This window comes from Microcoleus sp. T3_B1 (assembly GCF_036700445.1).
In the GTDB taxonomy this organism is placed as follows: domain Bacteria; phylum Cyanobacteriota; class Cyanobacteriia; order Cyanobacteriales; family Microcoleaceae; genus Microcoleus.
Map to the genome: position 1 here is coordinate 40,158 of NZ_JAUBOX010000032.1, position 24,151 is coordinate 64,308.

20 protein-coding genes are annotated in these 24,151 nt (G+C 42.1%); 9 read left to right on the plus strand and 11 right to left on the minus strand.

Annotated elements, in window-relative coordinates; translation table 11 throughout:
- Window positions 1-102 precede the first annotated feature (102 nt).
- Entirely contained in the window at window positions 103-4,860 is a 4,758-nt protein-coding gene (locus QT990_RS18420) for a CHAT domain-containing tetratricopeptide repeat protein (protein ID WP_333465597.1), read from the plus strand.
- Window positions 4,861-4,869: 9 nt separating this feature from the next.
- Here QT990_RS18420 and QT990_RS18425 read toward each other — a convergent pair whose 3' ends face one another.
- Window positions 4,870-6,558 carry an SWIM zinc finger domain-containing protein gene (locus QT990_RS18425; RefSeq protein ID WP_333465598.1) on the minus strand — a complete coding sequence of 563 codons (1,689 nt, stop codon included), beginning with the start codon at window positions 6,556-6,558 and terminating at the stop codon, window positions 4,870-4,872.
- Between the two features lie 354 nt (window positions 6,559-6,912).
- On the opposite strand from QT990_RS18425, the gene QT990_RS18430 reads away from it, so the two are divergent.
- A complete protein-coding gene (locus QT990_RS18430; RefSeq protein ID WP_333140649.1) occupies window positions 6,913-7,110 on the plus strand; it encodes a hypothetical protein in 198 nt (65 codons plus the stop codon).
- Between the two features lie 206 nt (window positions 7,111-7,316).
- Here QT990_RS18430 and QT990_RS18435 read toward each other — a convergent pair whose 3' ends face one another.
- The gene (locus tag QT990_RS18435; protein WP_333140650.1) at window positions 7,317-9,299 is read right to left on the minus strand and encodes an NB-ARC domain-containing protein; all 1,983 of its coding nucleotides are present in this window, start codon (window positions 9,297-9,299) and stop codon (window positions 7,317-7,319) included.
- A 695-nt stretch (window positions 9,300-9,994) separates the two neighbouring features.
- Between QT990_RS18435 and QT990_RS18440 the strand changes: the two genes are divergently transcribed.
- From QT990_RS18440 to QT990_RS18455, 4 genes are all read left to right on the plus strand, one after another.
- Window positions 9,995-10,504 (plus strand): hypothetical protein, encoded by a 510-nt coding sequence (locus QT990_RS18440; protein ID WP_333140652.1) that lies wholly within the window; start codon window positions 9,995-9,997, stop codon window positions 10,502-10,504.
- Between the two features lie 173 nt (window positions 10,505-10,677).
- Entirely contained in the window at window positions 10,678-11,016 is a 339-nt protein-coding gene (locus QT990_RS18445) for a hypothetical protein (RefSeq protein WP_333140654.1), read from the plus strand.
- Window positions 11,017-11,100: 84 nt separating this feature from the next.
- Entirely contained in the window at window positions 11,101-11,463 is a 363-nt protein-coding gene (locus tag QT990_RS18450; RefSeq protein WP_333140656.1) for a hypothetical protein, read from the plus strand.
- Window positions 11,464-11,528: 65 nt separating this feature from the next.
- Entirely contained in the window at window positions 11,529-11,987 is a 459-nt protein-coding gene (locus QT990_RS18455; RefSeq protein WP_333140657.1) for a hypothetical protein, read from the plus strand.
- A 421-nt stretch (window positions 11,988-12,408) separates the two neighbouring features.
- On the opposite strand, the gene QT990_RS18460 is transcribed toward QT990_RS18455, so the two are convergent.
- From QT990_RS18460 to QT990_RS18475, 4 genes are all read right to left on the minus strand, one after another.
- Complete coding sequence (locus QT990_RS18460) at window positions 12,409-13,272, minus strand: CPBP family glutamic-type intramembrane protease (protein WP_333140659.1); 864 nt, start codon at window positions 13,270-13,272, stop codon at window positions 12,409-12,411.
- A 309-nt stretch (window positions 13,273-13,581) separates the two neighbouring features.
- Entirely contained in the window at window positions 13,582-14,622 is a 1,041-nt protein-coding gene (gene lpxD, locus QT990_RS18465; protein ID WP_333140661.1) for a UDP-3-O-(3-hydroxymyristoyl)glucosamine N-acyltransferase, read from the minus strand.
- A 143-nt stretch (window positions 14,623-14,765) separates the two neighbouring features.
- Entirely contained in the window at window positions 14,766-15,083 is a 318-nt protein-coding gene (locus tag QT990_RS18470; RefSeq protein ID WP_333036095.1) for a YkvA family protein, read from the minus strand.
- A gap of 551 nt (window positions 15,084-15,634) precedes the next feature.
- Window positions 15,635-16,750, minus strand: coding sequence for an SPFH domain-containing protein (locus QT990_RS18475; protein ID WP_333465599.1), 1,116 nt, complete (start codon window positions 16,748-16,750; stop codon window positions 15,635-15,637).
- Between the two features lie 318 nt (window positions 16,751-17,068).
- Here QT990_RS18475 and QT990_RS18480 point away from each other — a divergent pair, with 318 nt between their 5' ends.
- Entirely contained in the window at window positions 17,069-17,389 is a 321-nt protein-coding gene (locus QT990_RS18480) for a DUF433 domain-containing protein (RefSeq protein WP_027248967.1), read from the plus strand.
- Window positions 17,390-17,573: 184 nt separating this feature from the next.
- Window positions 17,574-17,717 (plus strand): hypothetical protein, encoded by a 144-nt coding sequence (locus tag QT990_RS18485; RefSeq protein ID WP_333305960.1) that lies wholly within the window; start codon window positions 17,574-17,576, stop codon window positions 17,715-17,717.
- A gap of 106 nt (window positions 17,718-17,823) precedes the next feature.
- Here QT990_RS18485 and QT990_RS18490 read toward each other — a convergent pair whose 3' ends face one another.
- From QT990_RS18490 to QT990_RS18510, 5 genes are read right to left on the minus strand one after another with little or no spacing between them, the layout of a single operon-like run.
- The gene (locus tag QT990_RS18490; protein WP_333305962.1) at window positions 17,824-18,210 is read right to left on the minus strand and encodes a hypothetical protein; all 387 of its coding nucleotides are present in this window, start codon (window positions 18,208-18,210) and stop codon (window positions 17,824-17,826) included.
- A gap of 10 nt (window positions 18,211-18,220) precedes the next feature.
- Complete coding sequence (locus tag QT990_RS18495; RefSeq protein ID WP_333248518.1) at window positions 18,221-18,397, minus strand: hypothetical protein; 177 nt, start codon at window positions 18,395-18,397, stop codon at window positions 18,221-18,223.
- On the minus strand, window positions 18,394-18,609 hold the full coding sequence (locus QT990_RS18500; RefSeq protein WP_333465600.1) for a hypothetical protein: 216 nt from the start codon (window positions 18,607-18,609) through the stop codon (window positions 18,394-18,396). Before QT990_RS18500 ends, QT990_RS18495 begins: the two co-directional genes overlap by 4 nt.
- A 59-nt stretch (window positions 18,610-18,668) precedes the next feature.
- Window positions 18,669-18,911 (minus strand): hypothetical protein, encoded by a 243-nt coding sequence (locus QT990_RS18505; RefSeq protein ID WP_333465601.1) that lies wholly within the window; start codon window positions 18,909-18,911, stop codon window positions 18,669-18,671.
- A gap of 38 nt (window positions 18,912-18,949) precedes the next feature.
- Window positions 18,950-19,339 carry a hypothetical protein gene (locus QT990_RS18510; protein WP_333465602.1) on the minus strand — a complete coding sequence of 130 codons (390 nt, stop codon included), beginning with the start codon at window positions 19,337-19,339 and terminating at the stop codon, window positions 18,950-18,952.
- 162 nt (window positions 19,340-19,501) lie between these two features.
- Between QT990_RS18510 and QT990_RS18515 the strand changes: the two genes are divergently transcribed.
- On the plus strand, window positions 19,502-24,091 hold the full coding sequence (locus QT990_RS18515; RefSeq protein ID WP_333465603.1) for a hypothetical protein: 4,590 nt from the start codon (window positions 19,502-19,504) through the stop codon (window positions 24,089-24,091).
- Window positions 24,092-24,151 lie beyond the last annotated feature (60 nt).

A 24,151-nucleotide genomic window follows, 5' to 3' on the forward strand; every position in this document is an offset into this window, starting at 1 on the left:
TAATCCGGGTAGTCCAAGGGGATTGCCGTCTCCTCTATATCCTGTCTGAGTGCAACCGGAATTGATATAAAACCAAAATGATATTAACCCAAAAAAGGTAACATGAAAGAACAGCTCAACTCTGCTTATCGTCACCTAATTGAAATGCTACGTACCTGTCCAGATGGTGAAGAAGGAGATATTTTGGATGACTATTCAAACCTCATTAATGAAGGTTTATTAGAGGTGATGGAGGAGGTAGCAGATGAGTTATTGGTTGAGGAAAATGAAGAGGGATCTGACTGGCTGCGGAGTGCTGCGACGAGGATAAAAGACTTAATTAATATTCGATCGGAATTAGCTAATTCTGAGGAATCGTTAAATTTTTTCCTAGAAGTTTTGGAAGCAATCGAAGCAAGTGAAGGAAATGCAGAAGTTGTATATCCTATTTTAGAAAAAAAATTAGATAAATTAGATGATAATTTTGATTGGTTTTTGCGAAGTTGGGCAACTGACGTTTTAGCGAAATTAGAGTCTGAAGAAGCTTACGATATAGCCACTGTAATTGGCACTTTTAGTGGTCTTATTCAAGAATTTACTCGGGGCGATTGTGTAAACAATATTGAAATTGCGATCGCGGGATATCAACAAGTAGCGGCGGCGCTCAATCGGGAAGATTACCACAAGGATTGGTTGATTGCTCAAAACCATTTGGGGTTTGCTTATCAAATTCGCATTGCTGGGAACCGTAGCAGGAATTTAGAAAGAGCAATTGAGTGTTATGAATTAGCTTTACAATGTTGTAATGATACCGATGAACCGGAATTATGGAGTGTAATTCAACATCGCTTAGGTTTAGTTTATTTTGACAGAGTTGAAGGTGATTTAGAAGAAAATCTGGAGAGGGCGATCGCTGCTTTTGAATTAGCATTAAAAGTGTGCAAGTGTCAAGAGTTTCCCTTAAAAACGGCGGAAATTCAGCATGATTTAGGTTTGGCTTATCTCCACCGTGTTAAAGGAGATGAATCGGAAAATATAGAACTAGGAATTAAATATTATCAAGCTGCTTTGGCTGTTTATCCAAAAGAGGATAATCCTACAGATTGGGCAAGAATTCAAAATAATTTGGGTCTAGCTTATTATAATCGTATTCAAGGGCAAAAAGTAGATAACATTGAAAGGGCGATCGCCACTTTTCACAATGCCTTACAAGTCCGTACTTATACTGATTATCCCATACACTGGGCAGAAACTCAAGAGAGCTTAGGTAATGCTTATATTACAATTGAAGAGAATCGAGACGACAATCTCCAAAAAGCAATTGAGTGTTATCAAGCAGCTTTAACTGTTTATAGTGCTGAAGACTTCCCCGAACAATCGAGTACGATCCAATTTTGTATGGGAGATGCTTACCGTCAAAAAATAGAAAATCGTGCTGATAATCTTGAGAAAGCGATTGAGTGTTATCAAACTGCTCTACAAATTTGTAAGAAAGAAGAGTTTCCTGAATTATGGGCTTTTATTCATAATGATTTAGGGGCGACATATCTCAGCAGATTCAAGGGAAGTCAAGAACAGAATATAGAATTAGGTAGGAGTTTGATAGAGGCTACTTTACAAGTTTATAATCGTGAGGACTATCCCGACAATTGGGCGAACACTCAAAATAATTTAGGATTTTCCTATTACCTTTCTACAACGGGGAAATATTCCGATAACTTGGAACGAGCAATTGCATATTATGAATTAGGATTACAAGTGTATAATTCTGAGACTTTTACAGAAGTGTGGGGATTGATACAACTTAACTTAGGAGTTGCTTATTTAGAGAGAATAAAAGGAGACCTTTCCGAAAATATTGAAGCATCAATTGCTGCTTCTCAAAATGCCTTAACTATTTATAATCCAGAGAGTTATTTAGAAAATTGGTTGAAAATTCAGAATAATTTAGGGTATGGCTATCAAAATAGAGTTAAAGGAGAGCAAGTTGATAACCTTGAGAAAGCTCTCGGCTATTATAAAATTGCTTTAGATGCTTGCGGTTATAGTCAATTTCCTGAAATTTGGGGTTTGCTCAAAAATAACTTAGGAACTTTTTATTTAAGAAATGCTCAAGGGAATCAAGCTGAAAACGTAGAAGAAGCTATTGTTCTTTATCTTACCTGTCTTGAATCTTATCAAAAAGCATTTAATCGTAAACAATGGTCGATGATTCAAAATAATGTAGGGATTGCTTATCTCAATCGCAAATATGGTAGCCGTCTCGAAAATATAGAATTAGCAATCGAAGCTTTTAATAATGCCTTGCAAGTTCGTAATTATGAAAATTATCCTGAACAGTGGGCGGAAACACAACAGCATTTAGGAGTTGCTCATAGTGAACGAATTTATGGAGATTCTTTACACAATTTAGAAAGTGCTATCAAATGTTATGAAAATGCTTTACTAATATATACTCGTTCAGATTTCCCTGAACAGTGGGCAATGCTGCAAAATATAATTGGTAGTGCTTATAGCGAACGTCTGCTAGGAGATGAGGATAATAACTTAGAAATAGCCATTAATTACTATCAAATGGCTTTGCAAGTAAATACCCGTCAAATTAACCCTGAAAATTGGGCAATGATCCAAAATAATTTAGGAAATGCCTATAGGAGGCGCACTATTCAAAATGAAATTGAAAATTTAGAAATGGCTATTTTTTACTATAAGTCAGCTTTGGAAGTTTATACTCAGAAAGATTTTCCTGAAGATTGGGCTATGGTGCAATTAAACTTAGGTTATGCTTATAGCGATCGCACTCAAGGAAGTGTTGACGAAAACCTCAAACTGGCGCGGGACTATTACCAAGCTGCTTTAGAAGTTTATACTCTCAAAGATTTTCCTGAAAATTGGGCAACTGTACAAAATAATTTAGGTTATCTCTACCACAATTTAGAGCAGTTTACCGAAGCAATTCAATACTTTAAGTTAGCATTAAAAGTCAGAACGCCTCAAGCTTTCCCACAACTTTGTCTGATTTCGGGACAAGTTTTAGGTCAAATTGCCTTCAAATTAGGACTATGGAGAGAAGCCATTGAAGGGTATAGTCTTGGTATTGAAGCTTTAGAACAATTGCGAGTTTGGGCTAATACCGATCGACGCCGCCAAGAAATTTTAGGAGAAGATATATATCTTTATGAAAATATTGTACAAGCATTAGTTAATACGAAAAATTTTCCACAAGCTTTTGAATATGTAGAACGTTCCCGCTCTCGTCGGTTAGTAGATTTAATTGCCAGTAATGACCTTTACTCTCATGGAGATATACCTTCAGAAGTAGAAGAATATTTAGCCGAATTTGAAGGAATTCAACGACAGATAGATTGCGAACGTTCCGGTTTAAAGAAATCAAGTAAAAAGCAGAAGTTAATTGCATTTAGAGCTAAGGATCTAATTGATATGGATTGTACACGCAATAGAGCAGCTTTAGAAGCCATTAGTGAAAATATCCAAGGTTTAGAAAGTGAAAAACAACTAATTTGGGAACAACTAAGACGTTTAGATCCGGTTTTAGCGGGCGAAATTCAAGTCAGTCCCCCTAATTTAACCGCTATCCAAGAACTCATCGATCGCCCTACTACAGCAATACTTAATTTTTACACTACTGAGGAAGATACATATATATTTGTTTTGCGACAAGCCGAACTAAATTTGTACAAAATAACCAGAAAACGAGGCAAAAACTTACAAAAATGGATTAATAAAAATTGGCTAACACCCTACTTAGATTCTGGCGATTCAAGTAAATCAGCCCAAGAGCAATTACAATGTAAAGCTAAGTGGAGAAAGCGAATTCCGCAGTTTTTAGCGAAACTTTCCCGCCGTCTGCAAATCGATAACCTGATTCGTCATTACCTTAATAATATCGAGGAACTGATTATTGTTCCTCACCTTTGCCTACACCAAATTCCTTTTGCTGCTTTACCTTTAGAAAATGGTCAATATTTAGGAGATAAATTTCTTATTCGTTACAGTCCTAGTTGTCAAGTTTTAGAATTTTGCCACAAACGTCCACCTGTCAACGATCGACTAATGTATGGTATTGTGGAAGATGCAACGGAAGATTTACCCTGTGCAAGTTTTGAGGGTGAACAAATTGCCAAACTGTATAATATTCGCAATGAACAACACTTACGAGGACGTAGCCAAGCAACGGTCAGCAACTATCGGCAACTTTCTTTACAAGTCCAGGGAATTATCTCTAGCCATCATGCTCAATCTCGCCTTGATAATCCGTTAGAATCCCGACTGCAATTGGCAGATGGTAGCATTACTTTGGGACAGTTAATGACACCGGGCTGGCGGCTGCCTCATTTAGTTGATGTGTTTTTATCCTGTTGTGAAACAGGGTTAGGAACTACGGAAATTACTGATGATATTTTGACATTATCGACGGGCTTTTTATGTGCGGGTGCTCGGAGTGTTGTGAGCACGCTGTGGGCTGTAGATGATTTAGCAACAGCGTTATTTTCAATTTTTTATCACAAACTTCGGCAGCAAGGAAGTAGCCGCCCAAAAGCATTGCAGCAAGCACAAATAAATTTGCGATCGCTCTCTGGATCAGAATTTGTCGCTTGCTATTCTCCCCAACTTGCTGATTTATTAGAACGCAAATTTGAAGAGGCGGAGGGCGATCGCCAGTTGGCAGAAAACCAGCGTAATTCCTATCCCGAAGGTTCCCCCGACTACCTACAATGGCTACAAGAGGAAGAAAAGCGGGCCGAAACAGCAACACGCAATTACAAAACTTTGCAACGACTGGAAATAATTAGTTGCTTAGATTTCCCTTTTGCTGACCCTTTTTATTGGGCCGCTTTCACTTGTTCCGGTTTACGGTAAAATTCAGCCTCAATCTAAGTCTGGACTCTTCAGCATTCCCATTAATTTCCGCTTCCGATTGTGTACTTGCATAAGTTGAGAACGATAAGCACACCACTGAAGATTTTGCCCCATTTGTAAATAGGCAGCGCGGGCTTTTTCCAACCACTTAATTGCACGATCGTAATCCTCTGATTTTCCCCGATCCATAATCGATTCAGCAAGCCGACAAGCATTGGCGATCGTCCAATCGGGGCGGTGGGCGATCGCAGCCCCCATTACTCGGTGAATCAGTGCCGATTCGTAGCCACTCAAGCCATCAGCAACAGCGATCGCATCTTCAATAAGCCCCTCATAAAGAAAAATATCAACCTGTGCTTCAGAAACTCCCCAACTTCTATCACTTTTCAGAGTTGCTAACAAATTTGCTTTCACACTTGACCAACGGTCTCCTGCAAACTCTTTCACTAAAAGATAATCGGCAAAGGATGGTTTGATTTGAAATACCCGCATTCTAGAATTTAATGCAACTTCGTTTTCTCCCAATTCAACAGCCAACTCACTCGTCCAAATTGCCAGTTTATAAAGGCAATTGCCTGACAAATTCAACCCAGTTTGAGCAATTTTTAGAGCTTCAGCTTGGGCTTGCTGTGCTTGTAAACTTTGAGCGAGAGCAAAAGCATCTTCCGCTGAGTTCATCTGAGTAGCGGCAGCTTTCACTGCTTCCTCTACTCTCCCCAAACGACTTAACATCGTCAAGTATTGTTGAGAGCAGTTTTCTGCTTGCGCTAAGTATAAGTATTCTTGATAGCGTTCCTGGCGATCGAGGATTTGCAAGCGAATTAATGCTAAGCTTTTAGCACATTCTGGTGCCTCATTAGCTCCTATTTCTTGCCCCGTAATATTTCCTTGAAGTACCTCTTGAATTAGGGGGTCATCCCAACCTTGGCGTAAAGCTTTCAAGCTCATGCTGAAATCGCAATCCCATTCATCTTGCCAAGCTTTTAACATCACCTGGAGATCGATCTCTTCTTCAGCAGTTAGTTCAGCCGTTAAAATGGCTTCTGTCCAAGCTTCATCCAAAGCGTTAGCTATATCAGAACTTTCAGCGCCATATTCTTCTACGTCATCCCAATCTTTAACGCAAGCTGCGGTGATGGCTTGTAAAATTACTAAGGCGTTGTTACCATCTCCCTCTGCGATCAATTCCTGCGCTTGCTGAATCACATCTAAAACTTCTTCTGTAATAGGGTCTTCTTCCCCCCATCCCTCGTCGAAATAACGCACAGCATTTCGCAAAATTTGTCGTACTTGTTGTCTAAAAGGAGCCGGATTAATGGAGGTACGACGGGGTGCTTTAGTAGGTGGCTGTGGAGGCGTAGGAATAGCAATTAAGTTAATGTATCGTTCGATCGGATCGATGAGTGAGGGCTCCTTTTCTACTAAATGTTGTATTAATTGCTGGGTTTGTATATCGTTGAGGCGATCGAGTAACTGTTGCAGTGTGGGGCGCTGCTCAATTATTTGTGGTTGTCGCAGACATAATAACATGGTAGCAACAATATGTTTACACCACCCAACGCGATCGTAAGCACAAGTGCAATTTGATGATGCCACATTAGCGTCATCAAAGTTTATCGTAATACGGTAAGGTTGCACAGCAGAACCCTCCACTATTGCTTGCACGATAATTGCCACGCAGGACAGCGCTAGTAACATTACCCGCTAAATAGTAAGTTTCACCGCGCTTGAGGGAGGTGGCAGAGGTATTATGCTGGCTCGTCGCTTCACTAAGCTTGGGAATTGGCATGAGACTATGCCTGAGCAATTAAAGGATTAGACTTAATTTTACCTCAGAGATGTACTCTGCCTAGGATTTAATTGCCTCTCAATGTAAGATTTACAGAAAATTTAATAATCCGTAAAGCAAGCACTGAGAACGTTTGCAGCTTGATGAGGCGACATTTTTTATTAAAATTTTGCATAATTGTCTCCCTACCCCCTGGTTAATAATAGAGCGCAGTTGGCCAACTCGCTTCTCCCTTATCCCTTTCTTTGACGGAGAAACGAGCTGTGATACCTATAGTTTCATCTACCCCCCTGACATTATTAGTAATGGGGGTTCCCAATGCTGCGGGAGAAATCATTGCCAATATAGAGGCAAGTTTAGTATCAGCCATTGGTAGTTATCCCTTGATGGAAATTGCCCAAGCTGAGCGCCGAACACAATGCAGTTCTGGAGAGGACGATCCGATAGTTCCTCCGAACTAAATAACTTTAATTGCTAGCGAGCTTTCAGTAGGGTGCGTCAGCTAGTTCAATGGTGAAGTAGGAGCGAAAAACTGAGAACTACTGACGCACCCTAAGCTGTTGCGTGTTTAAATTGCATATTCGGGACGGGCTAGAAGCCCATCCCACAATAATTTGAGTGATTTTTGACACACAATTTAAATGGAGAACAGCTTACTGTAATTTAATTAATTAGCTTCTCGGCCCGAAGCACTGAGCCTTTCGCGGGCAAAACTCTTCCAAATACTTAATTCTGGAAGTTTCCACGCCACACCTTCTTGTTGTTGGCCTTGTGTCGAGCAATTCAGGCATTTTTGCCAGCAAGAAAGAGCTGCTGTTGTATCCCCTTTTGCTTCGAGAACTTGTGCTAGCAAGCAGTGTGCTACAGTATAGAATTTATCTAATTCAATTGCTTTTTGCAAGTGAGTCTCGGCGTCACTGTAAAGTTGCAGCCCTAGATAAGCCCATCCCAGATTTTTGTGGAGCGTGACTTGCACCATTTTGTCATTAACTTGTGGCAAAATGGAGAGAATTAGCTCTACCGCTATGTCAAAATTTTCGCTGAGAATTTCCAATCGAGCTAAATTATTGACAGCAGCACCGGCAGCGCGACTGTTTTTATATTCTGCTGCTTTTTTGTAGTGCTGGCGAGCGTTGGGCAAATCTTCGAGTTTTTCGTAGGTTGACCCTAAATTGTAGTTAGCTGCTGGCAGTTCTGGATTGTAGCGAAGGGTTTGTGTTAAATAACATTTTGCCGTCTGTAACTCACTCTCTAAGTATTTCTTGTAACCAATTTGATTCAGGTATTTAGCAATTAATTGATGGGTGACAAATCGCCTAGCCTGCGGCCTGACTGTCAGGCGTTCTTCCCCGGAGTCGGTGAGGGCTTGCAGGAGCGATCGCTCGATTAGAATTTCTACAGCCAGTTTCAATTCTGATAAGTCTTCAGCAAATAGTAGACTGAATTGCAACTCGCTAAGGGTGGCGGGTTTATTGCTCGCCAAACAAGACAATACTTTTACTTCTAATTCATGAAACTCCTGAAATTGCTCCTCAAAATAATCTCGGACAATGGCCTCAATAACCGACGGAGTTTTTTTGACGAGTTGTGCTAAATTGCCCGCTAACATATCTTGAGCGTGAGTGACAGCTATTTTTAAAAGGAGGGGATTGCCCCCATATAGGTAAATGAGTTCGGATAGTAAATTACTCTCTGAAGTAGAAACGTGGGGGGCGGATAAAATGATTTGTTTGGCATCCTTTTCTGGTAACTCACTCAGTTCTAAAGCTCGATAATGTAAGGTTTTTTCTGCTAAATTATCGATTTCTATAGGGGGAGTCCAACTGATGAGAAGCAGGCAACTTTGGTGAGAGGTTTGTGCTATTTGTTGGAAGAGTTCCCGGTAACTTTCGTATCCGGGGCGGTATTGTCCTGGTAGCTGTCCGCTTTGGAGGATAGTTTCGACTTCATCGAATACTAATAAACAGCGGGTTAAACGCAAATATTCTATTAATTGGGAGATGAGTGAGTTGCTGGGTTTTGGAATGTCGATTTCTGAATGATGAGATAGGAATTGCAAGAGGTCTGGCAATAGTTTTTCAAGGGGGCCCGATGTGGCGAGATTTCGCCAGCTTATGGTTTGAAATTCCCCTTGAATTTGTTGTAGAGTTTTGGTAGCTAATGCTGTTTTGCCAATCCCTCCCATGCCACAAATTGTGACTACTCGACAACGGTTTGTTACTATCCATTTTTTGAGAGTTTCTATTTCGGAATTACGTCCGTAGAAAGGTTCTTGATCAGGGACTTCTCCCCAATCAATACGCGGTGAGAATTGAGGGTTAGTTGCGTCTTGGAAGCGGGTATTCTCTACGGTTGGATAAACTTCGCGATCGGTTGTAGCATCGTGACGGTTATTGGCAACTTGTTTCTGGTATTCAGTTACGAGAATTTGCTGGAGTTTGGCTAATTTTCCAGGCCCGGCACCTTGAACTTCAAATTTTTTATACACTTCTCCCAGGCGTTTTTGTAAGGCATCTTTGCGAACGCGAAGCTGGTCTGAAATATCAGACATGGATTCGCCTTTGATTGCTCTTGATAAGACTTCAAATTCGTTTTCGGAAATGCCAACTTTAGTGGCTAAAGTTATTAAAAAATCTTCGGGAAGTTTCATACTACGTTGAATACAGGTATTACAAAGCGGGCGGTTCTACTCAAAGATAGCTGGGAAAGGACGGGGCGATCGCTGGAAGTAAGCTAACACAGAAATTTGGGCATCGGAAACAGAGGCTTCTGGGCTGTAACTTGATTATATGGGCATTTTTCTCACTTATCACGAGATAAACGAGATAGACAACAGAAGAACTGAGGGGTGGCGCAAACAGAGGCTTCTGGGCTGTAATTTGATTATATGGGCATTTGTCTCACTTAGAAGTAGGTAAACGAGATACAAAAGAGAATAGTTGAGGGGCGATCGGCTGAAATTTGGAGCCATTGCTCGATCGGGATACTTGATTGGTAGAGGTTTAGAGCTTGTTTCAGTTGCCATTAGAGGGGCTAGAGCGTTTTGCAATCGACTTTTGAGAGAATTATCTCACTTGATGAGTTTTTTTTGAGCATTAGCTTGACAAACTAGAACTATACTTGATACATTGATCTCAGTTAGGCGCGGTGGATGTTTCAGAAAGTCGGCGCAGCCGGAGAGCTTTCTGAGTTCAGCGAACCTGAATACAGTTTCCCCCTCAGCTTTGCATAATTTTTGGGTTTGACCCTGGTTAATCAGTAGAGGTCGAAACCAGATTTACCTGTGAAAACTGCTGGACTAAAACAACTGATGAGTATCGTTACTCGATTGGAGAGTAAAAGGCCATGTTTAGGTGGGTCAAGTTGATAACCGCTTTACCGACGATCGCGCTTCTGTCTGTTTTCAATCTGTTTCCGAGGGCGATCGCCCAAGAGTATCCGGGGTGTTTTCAGTTGAATTCTGAAAGAAAACAGTATGAATCTCTCGATCAGCTTTGTCGATTTCCCAAACCACCTGAAAACACGCGGAAGCCAGACCCTTTTAGGGTTCAGCTCGTGAATGGACTGGAGTTAACTGGATTAGCGATGGAAAATACAGGAACTCAGCGATTCCTTGTAGGGCGGTTGACCAACAAGCAAAGTAAGACGGCTAAAGTTCAGTCTATCAGCGTCCAATTTATCGATAAACGAGACGGAGCTGTAGTCGAATTTTTGACTGTTCCGCTTGGCGGTGTATTAACCCCCAATCAGGGTTATGAATTCAGGAGAATTATGGATAATGCTCTTCAACTAGGCGATCGTAGTAACAATGATTTGTCTATCAAGTTTTTGGAGTGGAAGGAGGTAAGAGACTAGAGACCAAACTTAAACACCTACCAAATACTTCAATAAATTAGTAAAAATTCATGAAATGAGTAAATAAATTTTTGGGCTTGTTTCATTGAAGGCTTTTGTTAAAGGGAAGTTAAGGCAAAAAAACAAAAATCTCTGATTTTTAATCCCTCTATATACAGACTAGGAGCGACATTATGGACGAGTTTGTTAGGAAAGCTGCTGGACTAGGATTGCCTGTGATTTTACTTCTAATTGTGATGGCAACTACAGGTTTTGCAGGAGCGGCCGCAATTACGACGGCTTTGGCAATGTTAGGTGGGCCAGCAGGAATGTTCGGTGGCATTGCCTTGCTGGGCATCATCGGTTTAGCGACAGAAATGTTATCTAAGTACGGTCTTGAAGCGCTGTTAATTGGAATTTACAGGCAGCGAATTCAAAATGGAGAATCTCATGCTGCAATTTGCAAAGAAATCCGCCAATTACCACTATCTGGAGATTTGAGGCGGAGACTTGGGGAAGAGTTTGGGTTTTAGTAAACATGAGATGAGCAATTTTATTTGTAAATTGCCCAAGATAGATCGCTGCTAATTGCTTAGAGAATCAAATAGGAGGAACAGATGGAGAGCGAATTGATTGGAGAGGTTAGATTACGCAACTGCCACCTCGTCTACCGTGAAGGCTCAAACTATCGAGTAGATGTGATTAAGGCTCAAAGACCTACAATCGTATTTACAAAAAACATTACTTGTGAAGTAGTGGAGTATTTGTACAATCAACTCAAGGGACATCAAGTTAATAAAGATGAAGCAGCAGATGTCCTCAAACCCGTTGCCAGCAAGTTAAATTTACCTTACAGCTATGGGCATCAGCTTGCCTATTATACGCAGGAGGTTTTAGTGGTACTTGTGGCGATAGGTAGAGCAAGTTTGAGTCAACAAATAGGTCGAGGTTGTTGTTATACAATTCTTCGGACGTGCTAAATCCTAAAAGGAGGCGATCTAATAGCTTTTCCGAGTTTCTGCCTTACCGCCAATAGACAATAAATATGAAATCTAATCAACTCATCCAAATCAGCGGTACACCTGGTCAAATTGTGGGGATTGTTCCAGTTCAAAGTAATGGCACAATTACGGTTAAATTGGCTGGCGAAATGTTACAAATCAGCTCGGAATCTTTTTTTGGATTAGAAACAAAAGAGGTGTTTATTCCGATTGAGGATGTTAGAGCGATTGAAACAGGAGAGGGTTGTACTTGGTGGCTGTTTTGGTTAGGAATTCCGACTCTCAGTATTTTTATCGGTGTTGTCTTTATTATTCTTGCCTTCATTGTCAAACAGCGGTATCTGACTATTTACAGCAGTCGGGTTAATGTGATAGTATTTCACAGGAAGGGAGAAAAAGTGGCTCAGTTTAGAAGTGGTGTTTTAGAGGCTCGCTATTCTAAGTCTCTGGCGATCGCTAAACCGCCCATGCCACCACCGCCATCACGTCCTTTGAATATTTGATTCAACAGAGTAGATATCATATCAAATCCGCGCTTGATCGTCGGCAGTAAAATCGAGTCAACATTCAACACTCAACAATCATTGAGTTGGGCGACCTCGAATTAACAGTTAACAATTAACAGTCAACTATTATGAGGAGTACCACCGGAATTGATATCATAATCCAAATGTCCTGAGTTTATGGTGCTCAGCAAAATAAAAATTATCGTTGTGCGATCCCCCTATCCCGGATGAGGAAGACGCTTATATAGCAATCCTACATGAGCCATAAATTTTTTAACCCCACCCCAACCCTCCCCTTGGTAAGGGGAGGGAGTAAGAAATTCACAAATGATTGAGGATTGCTATACTATCATTTATACCACAAATATAGGAGAGCCAATCTTTTATAAGAAACCGGATTTTTTAGGGTAAGTCTTATTTAAATTAACAAAAGCACGGCTGCTGTTGCTAGCAATAACAGAATTCCGGCTGCACCGGCTAGCGGCTTGGCGGCAATTCCTGTAATCCATTCTGGTACGGTAGAAGTAGGTTTAATTGCCCCTTCTGTATCTACGGTAGTTATACCCCAAATCCAAGCTGCGTGAATGCCGATCGCCAATCCTAAACTGCCATTGTCGGCGATGCGGGCTAATGTTAAAACCATCCCCATCAGCCATAATCCGGGCAGTTGCGGTAGAGTTTCTTTGGCGGCCCAAATTAGGTGGGCGATCGCGAAAATGAAACTGGCGATCGCTGCTGCGATTAGCATTGAGTAATCTTGCTGGAGGATTGTTTGCAAGCAGCCGCGAAAGATTAACTCTTCTGTGGCGCTAATCCACAATCCTAATAACAGAGTCAGCAGACTAGCAGGGCTAAAAATTAAAGTCCAAAAATTAATTGTTTTTTCGCCTGTTTCTGTGGAATTTTCGCTTTTTTTTAGCTCGATGCAGCCTGCGGTTAATTGCAGACCGAATAAAATTACTAAACTAATTATTCCTAATCCTAATCCCCGCATTAATGACATCAAAACTGCGGGTTGCCAATCCCAACCCCAATTGGTAAAAGAGGTGTTTTCAATCCACATTGTCGCCCATAAAATGAAGGGGACAATCACGTAGAGGGAAGCTAGTAAAGGTAATTTTTTGTTTCCCAGGGGTTGGGGCGGATGCCATTTGAGGGCGATCGCCAGCACAATTGCTATGGGCAGCCACACAACAATCCAAGTCAAGAAAAAGAAGATTATTTTGACAATTGCTGGTATTGACGGCGACAGCAGTCGCAGGTTAGTTATACTATTCCACATTTAAGGGGTTGCAACTATAATACTGTTGACTGTTGGCTGTTAACTGTTAACTGTTGACTGTTGACTGTTGACTGTTGACTGTTGACTGTTGACTGTTAACTGTTGACTGTTGACTGTTAACTGTTGACTGTTGACTGTTAACTAATGACTAATAACTAATAACTAATAACTAATGACTAATGACTACTGACTACTGACTACTGACTACTGACTACTGCCAACTGCCAACTGCCAACTGCCAACTGACTACTGCCAACTGCCAACTGCCAACTGCCAACTGCCAACTGCCAACTGACTACTGCCAATTGACTACCGATCGAGCTTGCGCTGAATTTGCCTCAGAGACTGGTACATTTCGGGCAAGCGGTTGTAGACGGCTGCGGCTTTGAGAAATAATTTATGCGGAATTGCTGGAACGCCCGTCACGATCGCACCTGCGGGCACATCGCTGTGAATTCCGGCTTTAGCAGTGGCGATCGCCCCATCTCCGATTTTGGCTTGATTGGCAATTCCTACTTGACCTGCCAAAATTACATTGTTGCCAATTTTTACTCCGCCAGCCATGCCAACGTGAGCGGCAAAAACGCAATTTTTCCCTACTTGACAGCCATGACCTACCTGTACTAAATTGTCGATTTTTGTATTCTGGCCGATGCGGGTTTCTCCGACAGCGGGCCTGTCGATCGTGCTGTTGCAGCCAACCTCAACGCCCTCTTCTAATACAGTGCAGCCAGACTGCTCCATTTTCACCCATCCTGTGGCTGTCGGCACGAACCCAAAACCTTCGGAACCGATCGCCGCACCGCTGTGAATCACGCAATTTGCCCCGATGCGAGTACGTTCGTGAATGACACAGTTAGCGTGTAAAACAGTGCCTTCGCCTATTTCCGCATCTGGGTAAATTACGACATTTGGATGAATGCAAACGTTGCTGCCAATTTTGACTTTTGCTTGAATAACGACGTGGGGGCCGATATAGACATTTTCACCAATTTCTGCTGAGGGGTGAACGACGGCTGAGGGATGAATTTCGGATGCTGGGCGAAACGGTTGATAGAAAATGGCGATCGTTTCAGCAAACAGCAATCGCGGATCTGCTGCGGCAACCCAAGCAATATTGCGATCGTCGCATTGAGCTTGAAGACTTTCATCTAAGGGCAAAATTAAAGCCGAAGCATTTGTAGTGGCTGTATGAACGGCAAATTTAGCACCTTCTATGTAACTGATTGTGCCCGATGCAGCTTCATCAACAGGGGCCGCGCCTGTAATTTCTGGATCGGTAGCAACCGACGCTGTGAGGGTGCGACTGGTGGCTAAATTAAGTTTTTGTACTATTTCGCTAAACTTCATCTATAAAAATTTGTTGTTAGCACAGATGGATCATAGTTAAAATTACCAGCTTTGGAGCACGATCTGAGCAGTTGCCATTTAAAAAACAAAAACCCCGGTTTCTTGAAGAAGTCGGGGTTGTAGCGCTCGATTATTTTTGGCAATTATTTTACAGAAACTGCATCTACGTCAACGGTGCTGCCGTTGGCTTCTGAATAATTGGCACCGGTGGCTTCGGATGCTGAAGCTGTCTCTGTTTGGCGGGATTTAAAGTAGTCGATCGCCATTTGGGACACTTCGGAAATCAGCAAGACTGCGATCGCCACATCGTCAATTTGTCCGATGACGGGGAGAAAGTCTGGGGCAATGTCGATCGGGCTTACCAGATATGCCAGGGTTCCCAGAATAATCCACCAGCGGTATTTGGGGTTGCGGAGGGTGTCGCGGTACCAGTTGTAAACAGATTGTATAGAAAAGTTCATCAGGTTGTCCTCTACTTATATTTTCCATCTTGACAAATTGTCGCTCGAAATGCTTGTGGAGATATCCCCCCTAGGGTTGGCAAGAGACTTCTACCTGGGAGTATAGGGAATTGGGGAGGGAGAAGGTGTCAATCGATTTTAGATTTTAGATTTTAGATTTTAGAATTGAAGCATTGACCCCACGGATAAATTCGGGGGCTCATTTATTGGATACAGGTTTTTTATTTCTGGACGGATGAATCACGTGGCGGGTATCCTGGATGCTTTCGGTCAAGCTGTGTGGGAAGGGCGGGGACTCTTGGTAACGCCCCTATAGAAACCTTACTGATGAAAGCCGATGGAATTTATCTGTGTTTATCTGTGTTTATCTGCGGTTAAAAAAAACATTCATCTTGACGGTATATTCGGCATTTTTTACTTGTATATCCTTTAAAGCAAGTTACTTTGATTGGGGTTTTTTAACCGCAGATGTCAGCAGATAAACACAGATGAACGCTGATGGGATTCATTTGTGTTTATCTGCTGTTTAAAAACATCTTCATATCTTTCACTCACGAATTTTGAAAGATCCATTTTTGGTCGCCGATGGCAATTTCGCAGCCGTTTGGTAGCCAAAAAGGCTCGTTAGCAGCCAGCCTCTGCCCTCCTACAAAAGTGCCGTTGGAACTGCCGCTATCGACAAGCTGATACCGCTGTTTACCAAGTTCGTCATTGGCGCGGCGGATTTGAGCGTGGTAGCGCGAACTTTGCGGATCTTGTAACACTAAAGTGTTGGTCGGTTCGCGTCCAATTGTAAATGGATTGGCTGTTAGGGCGATCGCCTCTCCAGAAAGTTTGTAGATTAAATATGCGGTTGTTTGGCGATCACTGCTTGCGAGTACGGTTGGTGCAAGTTGGGGAGGATTTCTCCCAGCAGGGAGACTGTTTTGAGCAAGTTGTTGTGTTAGTTGTTGTAAATCGCGATCGAACCCTGCTGCTGTGTCTGAAGCTGGAAGACTCGCAGGAGAATTACCTGAAATTAAGTTTAACTGCTGTACGGGAGATTGAGGAACAATCGGGCGGCCTGCTTCGGCAATTCTCATTTGCAGGGCGGCGGCATTTTCTGCTTCCTGTCGGGCACTCATTCCCTCAACTTGGCGAATAACTCCGTTGGTTTCGGGAAAGCTGACATCGCCAATTCGCACGTCTTCTAAGTTAAAACCCAGGGTATAAAAATCTTGGACGCGATCGAGCAAATTTTGGCGCAGCAACAGCCGTCCTTGACTAATAAGCTGTTGTAGGGGTATTTGCCCGATCGCTAATCCCATACAATCCTTAACTGCACTTGCTAAAGCACCTATAGGATCGGACAATTCCAAAGCTACCCGTTTCGGATCTATAACTTGATAAATAACAGTCAGAGTGGCATCAATTAAAAATCGATCCTTAGACAAAAAATCTCCGTGCGACTGTACATCCAAATTGCGGAGTTTGGTGTCTACGAGGACAATTTGAGACTGTTCCAGCAGGGGAAGGGCAAAGCTGAAATGTCGCCCGGATTTCAGGGTACGCACGGCGCGGCCGTTTTTGACCAACAAACCCGTGTAACCCGCCCCTATAAAGTCCATACTAAACCCGGCCCAGCGTTCTGGAGTTATCGTTTGAATCAGGGGAGAAGCGTTGTTCATGGGAGGGAGTTGAGGGAGGGGAGATTCTATTTTTAGGGTAACAAATTGCTGGGGGCGAGCGATCGGGCGGTGTGCCGGTTCCGCAACCTCTATTCTATACTTCTAGACACCCCGCGATTCAGGCCGGACTGGATCTAGCTTGCATCTAGTTGATGGTGGGGGCGATCGAAATACTGTCCGTAGGGTGCGTCTGATCCTTCCAACCTGTTGAAATCGAAAGAATTAATGTCTAACGCACCCTACAATTTCCTGTAACGGTGACTATTTGTGCTAATATTAAAGAGCTTAAAAATTACCAATTAATAGCCTTAAACTATAATGTCTAAGGAATCCGTCATCACAGAACATATCGAAATTACGCCTGGGGTACTTGGTGGTAAGCCGTGCATTGCCGGTCATCGAATTGCTGTAGCACACATCGCCGAAATGTATCTCAAAATGGGGATTTCTATAGAAGAAATCGCGGGAAAGTACGATCTGCCACTGGCATCGGTTCATGCAGCAATGACCTATTATTACGATCGTCGAGAAGAAATCGATCGTCGCACGGCTGAAAGTCGAGCTATTGTGGAAGAATTAAAGCGTAATAGTCCACCATCTCCGTTACAAGAAAAATTGAGGGCAATTAGAGGTGAGTGAGCAAATTCGTTTTCATTTAGACGAACATATTGACTCTAATATTGCGCGCGGTTTACGTCGTTACGGGATAGATGTGACGACAACAGTTGATGCAGGGTTGCGTACTAAAAGCGATGAGTCACACCTAGCGTTTATTCGCTAAGAGCAGCGCGTGATATTAACTCAGGATGATGATTTTCTAATTATGGCAAGTGATACCACCGATTATCCGGGAATTGTCTATTGTCCTCCTAATTCTCGTTCTATTGGCGAGATTATCCGTAGTTTGATTTTAATTTATGAAGTCTATACACCTCAAGAAATGATCGGAAGGATTGAATATATTTGACATTATTGTAGGGCGATCGCACTTTAGGAAAATAAGGGCGATTCCCTACGGGATAGCTCCGCTTCACGCACTTTGAAAAAGCAACAATTGCGTTACACCCAAAACATTAGGAAACTGCTTTGAGGTATTGCGTTACAGGCTTCAAATCGATGTCATCGTTGTCAGTCAGTATTTTAAATAAATGACGCGGGATGCCGGCTGCAATCAAAGCTTCCAAATCGCGATCGAGCTTTGAGAAGTCTTCATAGATACCCACAAACTGACTTACGCAAGCTAAAGATGAATCTTTCGGGTCATTGACTCCCGTGTATTTGTACTGAATATCAAAACCTGCTTTTTCGCCAATTTCTTCGATATCCCAGTCTACAAGATTAATATCTATCGCTTCAACGGCTAGGGCAATATGACCGGGCGGTATGGGGTCAAGAGGCTCGCAGCACCAACCCTCAGAATGATTCCATACACTTTGACCAACTGATTCTCGAATTTTCATGGATTTTCCCTCACTGAAAGTAGCAGCGAAACCAGGCTTTGCCTTCAGGCCGAACATCTGCAAGAGACCGTTCATATTCAGTTGCTAGCTGTTGGCATTTCTTTTTCGCTTCTTTTAGGTTATACGCTTGTACGGGTTCGTTGATGGGATTGCCAAGCTCTTCTTTTTCTCGATCTGGATCTCTCACTCGCCCCCCTTTTTGCTGGTGTTGCTCGATGAGGGGGCTTGCTGAGCCTGGAACCATATTTCTATTGCTTCTTCCAACCCTTCTCCTATATTTAGCTGCTTGAGAGTACACGCAGCTTTAAACTGAAGTCCTAGTTCTTTTCGGACATCTCCCGATAGCTGTATGTAATTTGGGTCGTGTCGCTTGGCTGGCACTTCTGTACTTTTTCCCATTTAGGTTTCCTCCAATTTTTATATTCTCACGATCGTACACCTGTTCTGCTGATATGTTATCATGTTAACAAGTTGAATATGTGCGCGAGTAAATAAAATAAGGGCGATCGCTTTTGGGATATGTGGATGGAAAAGATCGATCGATCGCCCCTTTGGGATTCGGGATGAGAAAGGCGATCGAGCTTTGACAAGTCCTCATAAATGCCGACACACTGAGTTACGCAAGCTAAAGTAGCAGCGAAGGATGGATTTGGGACGGGAGACGGCCGAGCGCAATGCAGGGAAAATAAGGGCGATCGCATTTAACCAAAACAACTTTGCCCGCCCCTCCTGTGGTAATCTAACCCCTAATCTTGCCGTACTTACGCTCTAAGTAATCCGGCATGATTGTCCGGCGATAGATAGTCTGTTCCCATTCGCGATATTTCCCCAGCTCGTCAAAGTGATAAGTGTTAGGGTGGCAGTAGCGCCCATCTGGGAACTTGTATGTACACTTTCCCTCTTTATGGGTAGCCCAAGGCTGGTTTTTGCGATATTTTGACCAATGTCGCCCCACACTCCCGTCTAGCAAGTCGGTTTCACCTACAGGCATTTTGAGTACAGATTGGACATGAATGAGCAGGTGACTTGATTCGGAAAGGACACACCAATGTCCTTCTTGGATACCTGACAAGCTACCTGATAGCTGCTCAATCCGCTTGATGTAACCAGTAATTTCGCAAGTTTTCATTTGATTTCTCCTCTGTGGTTTGTTGAACAAAGGAGAAGTTCGTTGGCCAACTGTTCTTCTCACACTTCCATAATCGTGAGTTAGTAAGGGTTTGGCATGATCGTATTTAGATCGGATATAAGATGATCTAAAATTGATCTTGACATATCATAAATTATGTGTATGGCTTCGACACTGAAAGCTTCGGAAGAAGGAAAATTACACATTGACCAAGCCTTAACCAAAAAGGAATGGACTAAAACGGAGAATAGTAAAGCTATTCCAGAAGCGAGTTGCTGGCTTGTGTGGTCATGTTTTCAGGAAAAGAAATGGACGAAAGAGATGAAGTTAAATCGCCGACAACTTGAAAGTTGTAATCTGTTTAATAAAAGAGCAATAGAAAAAATATTTTCAGTTTATAACTCTACTACTTATACAAAGCTTGAATCAGAAATCGAATCAGGAGAATTAAAAGCCCAGGGAATCTCCTATGGAAGTTTTAACCATTTTTTATTGAAAAAATCTATAAAAACAAGAGCATTTAAGGCTTATTGTGAGGTTTTAGGACTGAATTGGGAAGAGATTAAGGAAGAGCCACCACAGTCTGAACGGAAAAATCATATTGACACTGAGATGCGGTCTTGTAGAGGATCGGAGGTTAGCGATCGCACCTTGGCACTTGTGGAGGAATACACCAAGCTCTTTGTTGGGCGCTCCGAGATGCTAGACCTCCTAGATAAGTTCTTACATCAATCCGACAACAGATGGAAAATTATTACCGCCAAGGCTGGTTTTGGTAAAACTGCACTCCTAGCAAATTGGGTAAAATCACGCCAGGGAAACGATTGTTTTATCGCTTATCACTTTTTCATTCAGCGTGAAGAAATTACCCGTCCAGTCGCTAATGCCTATCGCAATCTACTGCAACAAATTTATGATTACTGCAAATTGAGTAAACCGTTGCCCCAAGATCAAAAGGAATTGCGCGAGGAGCTTTATCGCATTGTTAAAGACTGGAAAGATAAACCTTTAGTTGTTGTCCTAGATGGTTTAGATGAAGCCGATCATCCCTTCCCACCACCCTTTCCTACTCCTTTGCCTCAGAATGTATTTGTTATTGCCTCAGCGAGAGCCTCTGAAGGGGAGAAGCCAGACTACTTGTCTGGTTGGACAAATGATGTTGACCCGATACACCTCGATCCTTTACCCCGTTGTGCGATCGGAAACTGGTTACAAGAAACTGGTAAGGGTGAGTTAGTAACTTTGGCACAGGACGAAACTTTTGTCACGCAGGTGTGCGATCGTACTGAAGGAATACCACTTTTTCTTAAATACTTAATCGATGAGTTGTTAGAAGTAGCACAACAGGGTGAGGAAAGTGCAATCCGCAAAACACTTGCAGCAACACCCAAGGGTTTTGCTGAGTACATTCGTCAGCAATACCAAGCCTTAAATCGATTAGAAGATTGGCGTTCTCGCCCAGATATGCGAAAGATATTCTATTTTCTGACTATTGCCAAAGGAGAGCTATCTTCTGACGATTTAGTAGAACTCATGGGAGAAAGTCCAGTCGGACTGCCGTGGCAGGTAAGTCGATGGTTCAAAATTCGTCAGTTAGAGGACTGTCTCGTATTCTCTTTCGCTCATTCGATATTAGCCGAACAATTTGCCGTCCTGCCTGAAATCCAAGCGAATACCAAAAAATCTCAGAAGGAACTGATTAAATATTGCGCTCAGTGGGACGAATACCAGAGTCCTTATGCGTTCCGGCATTATGCGGAACACTTGCGGGATGTGAAGCACTGGGAGGAGTTGTATGCGATCGCACGTAACGAAGACTTTTACTCGCACTCTATTAAACAGTTTCCCGATGAGCCTGACTTGCCTTTGAAGACGGTGCAGACTGCCTTGTTAGCGGCCGCTGAGGAAGACAAAGCAGGAGAAATGGCAGAATTTATGCTGTTACACGCACGGCGACTGTTGCAAACAACAGCGCAAGATTCACCTCTAGATGCTTTGCGTAAAGGTAGTTTAGAACGAGCGTGTAAACTGACAGATTTGTATGAAATTGAGCCCAGTGTAGTGTGGTATTTATTGTTAGCATGGGAATTGAAAGATACAGGTCAATTGGAGGAAGCCAGGAAAACCTTGAAGCGGTTGCAGCAAAAGGAATTGCCTCTTTTGCCAATAAATTGGACTGTTGATGGGCCATGTGATTATGCAAGTTATGCCGCTTATCTCCTCGCGTATATTTTTGAAGTCAGTGAGGAAACCTGTATTGCTTTGCATCAGAAACTTTTTGAATATCATACTCGCTGCGAACTTTACCAAGTTCTCATCGATCGCGATCGCTTTCAAGATGCCCTGAAAATTGCAGAATTGACTATTGTAGAACTCAAGGAGGTGTTGCCACTATCAAATATATTAAAAGCGCAATTAAAGAAAGGAAATAGTCAAGTAACCAGAGCTATATTTGTCAAAATCAGAGCTATCTTTGTCAAAACCTTGGAAATTCCCAGAAAAACTTTTCCAAGTATGGCATGGATATGGTGGATGGGTGATCTAGCAAAAGCCCAAATAGAAATAGGAGACAAGCAGGAGGCAATAACTATCTTTGCTCAAGCTATTGAAAATATTGAAAATACTCACAAAATTGAAAATCTAAAGCCTCCAACTTTGCTCTGGATTGAAATAGCAAATATACAAGCAGATTTAGGATTATTTTCCGAGGCCCGCGAAACTCTGCAACGAATTGATTTCACAAGTGATTTAGAAGATTCCTGGATATCTTTGGCTGAGGTACAAGCAAAACTAGGGGACAAAGAGCAAGCACAAATTTCATTGAACCAAGCGAAACAACTAGCTCAAAATATTGAATACAAAAGCAACCAGGTATATGATTTCTCTAAAATAGCTAGTACGCAAGCTAAGATTGGAGAGTTGGCAAAAGCGCTTGAAATGATTGAAGAAAATATTGCAAGTCTTAGCCTTATAGATCGAGAAGGGCTTTTGCTGGAAATAGTCAACAAGGAAGAGTGCGATAATAGAGAATTTACTGCTGTTCTGGAAACGGCAAATAGAATTTATGAAAAACTTGAAATTCCTTACCATCGAGAACAGGTTCTCAAGATAATTGTGGTAATACAGGCAAGACAAGCCCAGAAATTTACAAAAGATTTTACAGCCACTATGACAACAACAAATAAGATTAAAGAGCCACACGGTAAGTCTCAGGCTCTGTTGATAATAGTAAACGCGCAAGTCGAGCTTAACTGGTTTAACCAAGCCCTTGAGACGGCGCAAAGAATTAAAATTAAAGAAGATAAAGACAAAGCGCTGCTAGCAATCTTGCAAGAACAGGCATTAGCAGGACAAGTTGAGGATGCGTTGACAATTTATAGTCAAATTCAAGAACCAATTAAACAAGAGGATGCTTTGGTAGCAATCGCCAAAGCCTACGCCAAAGCCAAAAACTTTAGTCATGCTATAAAGATTGCTAATGGACTTTTCAATCCACACAAAAAGGTTGAACTCCTAAAGTCAATAGCTACAATACAGTCACAAGCTTGTCTAGCTAAAGAAGCACGAGATACCTTGGCAATGGGACTCAAAGTTTCATTTAGTTCGGAACTTTCATACGACCATATTTTTACTTTAATAAATATCGCAGCATTACTAATGGAGACTGCTCAAAACGAGAAAGGTCTAGCTTATGTTAAAAAACTCGATAAAATTTCTAATAATATTAATAATTTGAAATCCAAAGTAAATGTTCTAGCAGAATTAGGTGAGCTTTACGCTAAAGCCGATCGCATAAACGAGGCAAAAGACATTTTCAATCGAGCCCTTGAAATTGTGCAGAAGGTTGAAAAGCAAATTTCGCCAAATCATATCGATTGGTTTATTGTCGGAATGTTTACAAAAATAGGGATAGCTCAGGCAAGAGCAGGGGAGTTTGAAGCTGCCTTAGAGACAGTACAAAAAATTAAACTGATGCAAGATAAAGCCTTAGTGCTGAAAACGTTGGCACAGGCACATCCAAATGCCGAACAGAGGGAGATATTAAAGACAGCTCTAACGACTCTTTATGAAGATGCTCTCAGTTCTTTTGATGTGAGATTTGACCATTCAGTCACAATTATGAGTCCCATAGCAGTAGCTCGAATGGAACTAGGAGAAAGGGAAGAAGCATTAGCTATTTTTGCTGAGGCTTGTGAGAGAGTAAAACAGGAGAAAATCAAGGTAAAAAAGACCAATCCAGACTCGCTTCTATCAACAGTAGCAGTAGCCGAAGCAGAGGCAGGAGAGATTACTCTTGCTTTGGAGAATGCAGCCAAGATTGAAGGTGCATTTGAGCAAGTAAAAACACTCTCGGAGATAGCATCGTTTCAGTGGAAAAAAGGAGATAAAGAGGGACTGTCAGCAACGCTTGATGCAGCTTTCAATCTGCAAGAAACAATTACAGATAAACAAAAGCAAGGGCAAGCACTTTGGCTGATTGCCCAGATACAGGCAATAGCAGGACAATTTGAACAGGCAATGTGTACAGCAGAACAAATTTTGAATAACCGCAATCAGCTATTGTGCCACATTGCTGCTATTCTTGCTCAGCTAAATGATAAAGAGAGCTTCAAAAAAAGGAAACTATTGATTCCCTGTGCTTACTCCTTGAAAACTGCTTATCAAATGTGTGGATATTTAGCGTGGCTGTATCCAGAGCAAGCATCAGCAGTGGCAAAAGTTTTGAGCGAATTGAATGAAGGGGAGCAATAGTGTGCGATCGCCCCTCAACAAACCAATCTAATTGAAGGGCGATCGCCCCTAACCCAAAAC

Excerpts from the sequence above, each read along its gene's own strand:
- QT990_RS18420 (WP_333465597.1), top strand. The coding sequence starts at position 103 with ATGAAAGAACAGCTCAACTCTGCTTATCGTCACCTAATTGAAATGCTA.
- QT990_RS18425 (WP_333465598.1), bottom strand. The coding sequence starts at position 6,558 with ATGTTACTAGCGCTGTCCTGCGTGGCAATTATCGTGCAAGCAATAGTG.
- QT990_RS18435 (WP_333140650.1), bottom strand. The coding sequence starts at position 9,299 with ATGAAACTTCCCGAAGATTTTTTAATAACTTTAGCCACTAAAGTTGGC.
- QT990_RS18440 (WP_333140652.1), top strand. The coding sequence starts at position 9,995 with ATGTTTAGGTGGGTCAAGTTGATAACCGCTTTACCGACGATCGCGCTT.
- QT990_RS18445 (WP_333140654.1), top strand. The coding sequence starts at position 10,678 with ATGGACGAGTTTGTTAGGAAAGCTGCTGGACTAGGATTGCCTGTGATT.
- QT990_RS18450 (WP_333140656.1), top strand. The coding sequence starts at position 11,101 with ATGGAGAGCGAATTGATTGGAGAGGTTAGATTACGCAACTGCCACCTC.
- QT990_RS18455 (WP_333140657.1), top strand. The coding sequence starts at position 11,529 with ATGAAATCTAATCAACTCATCCAAATCAGCGGTACACCTGGTCAAATT.
- QT990_RS18460 (WP_333140659.1), bottom strand. The coding sequence starts at position 13,272 with ATGTGGAATAGTATAACTAACCTGCGACTGCTGTCGCCGTCAATACCA.
- lpxD (WP_333140661.1), bottom strand. The coding sequence starts at position 14,622 with ATGAAGTTTAGCGAAATAGTACAAAAACTTAATTTAGCCACCAGTCGC.
- QT990_RS18470 (WP_333036095.1), bottom strand. The coding sequence starts at position 15,083 with ATGAACTTTTCTATACAATCTGTTTACAACTGGTACCGCGACACCCTC.
- QT990_RS18475 (WP_333465599.1), bottom strand. The coding sequence starts at position 16,750 with ATGAACAACGCTTCTCCCCTGATTCAAACGATAACTCCAGAACGCTGG.
- QT990_RS18480 (WP_027248967.1), top strand. The coding sequence starts at position 17,069 with ATGTCTAAGGAATCCGTCATCACAGAACATATCGAAATTACGCCTGGG.
- QT990_RS18485 (WP_333305960.1), top strand. The coding sequence starts at position 17,574 with ATGGCAAGTGATACCACCGATTATCCGGGAATTGTCTATTGTCCTCCT.
- QT990_RS18490 (WP_333305962.1), bottom strand. The coding sequence starts at position 18,210 with ATGAAAATTCGAGAATCAGTTGGTCAAAGTGTATGGAATCATTCTGAG.
- QT990_RS18500 (WP_333465600.1), bottom strand. The coding sequence starts at position 18,609 with ATGGGAAAAAGTACAGAAGTGCCAGCCAAGCGACACGACCCAAATTAC.
- QT990_RS18505 (WP_333465601.1), bottom strand. The coding sequence starts at position 18,911 with ATGCGATCGCCCTTATTTTCCCTGCATTGCGCTCGGCCGTCTCCCGTC.
- QT990_RS18510 (WP_333465602.1), bottom strand. The coding sequence starts at position 19,339 with ATGAAAACTTGCGAAATTACTGGTTACATCAAGCGGATTGAGCAGCTA.
- QT990_RS18515 (WP_333465603.1), top strand. The coding sequence starts at position 19,502 with ATGGCTTCGACACTGAAAGCTTCGGAAGAAGGAAAATTACACATTGAC.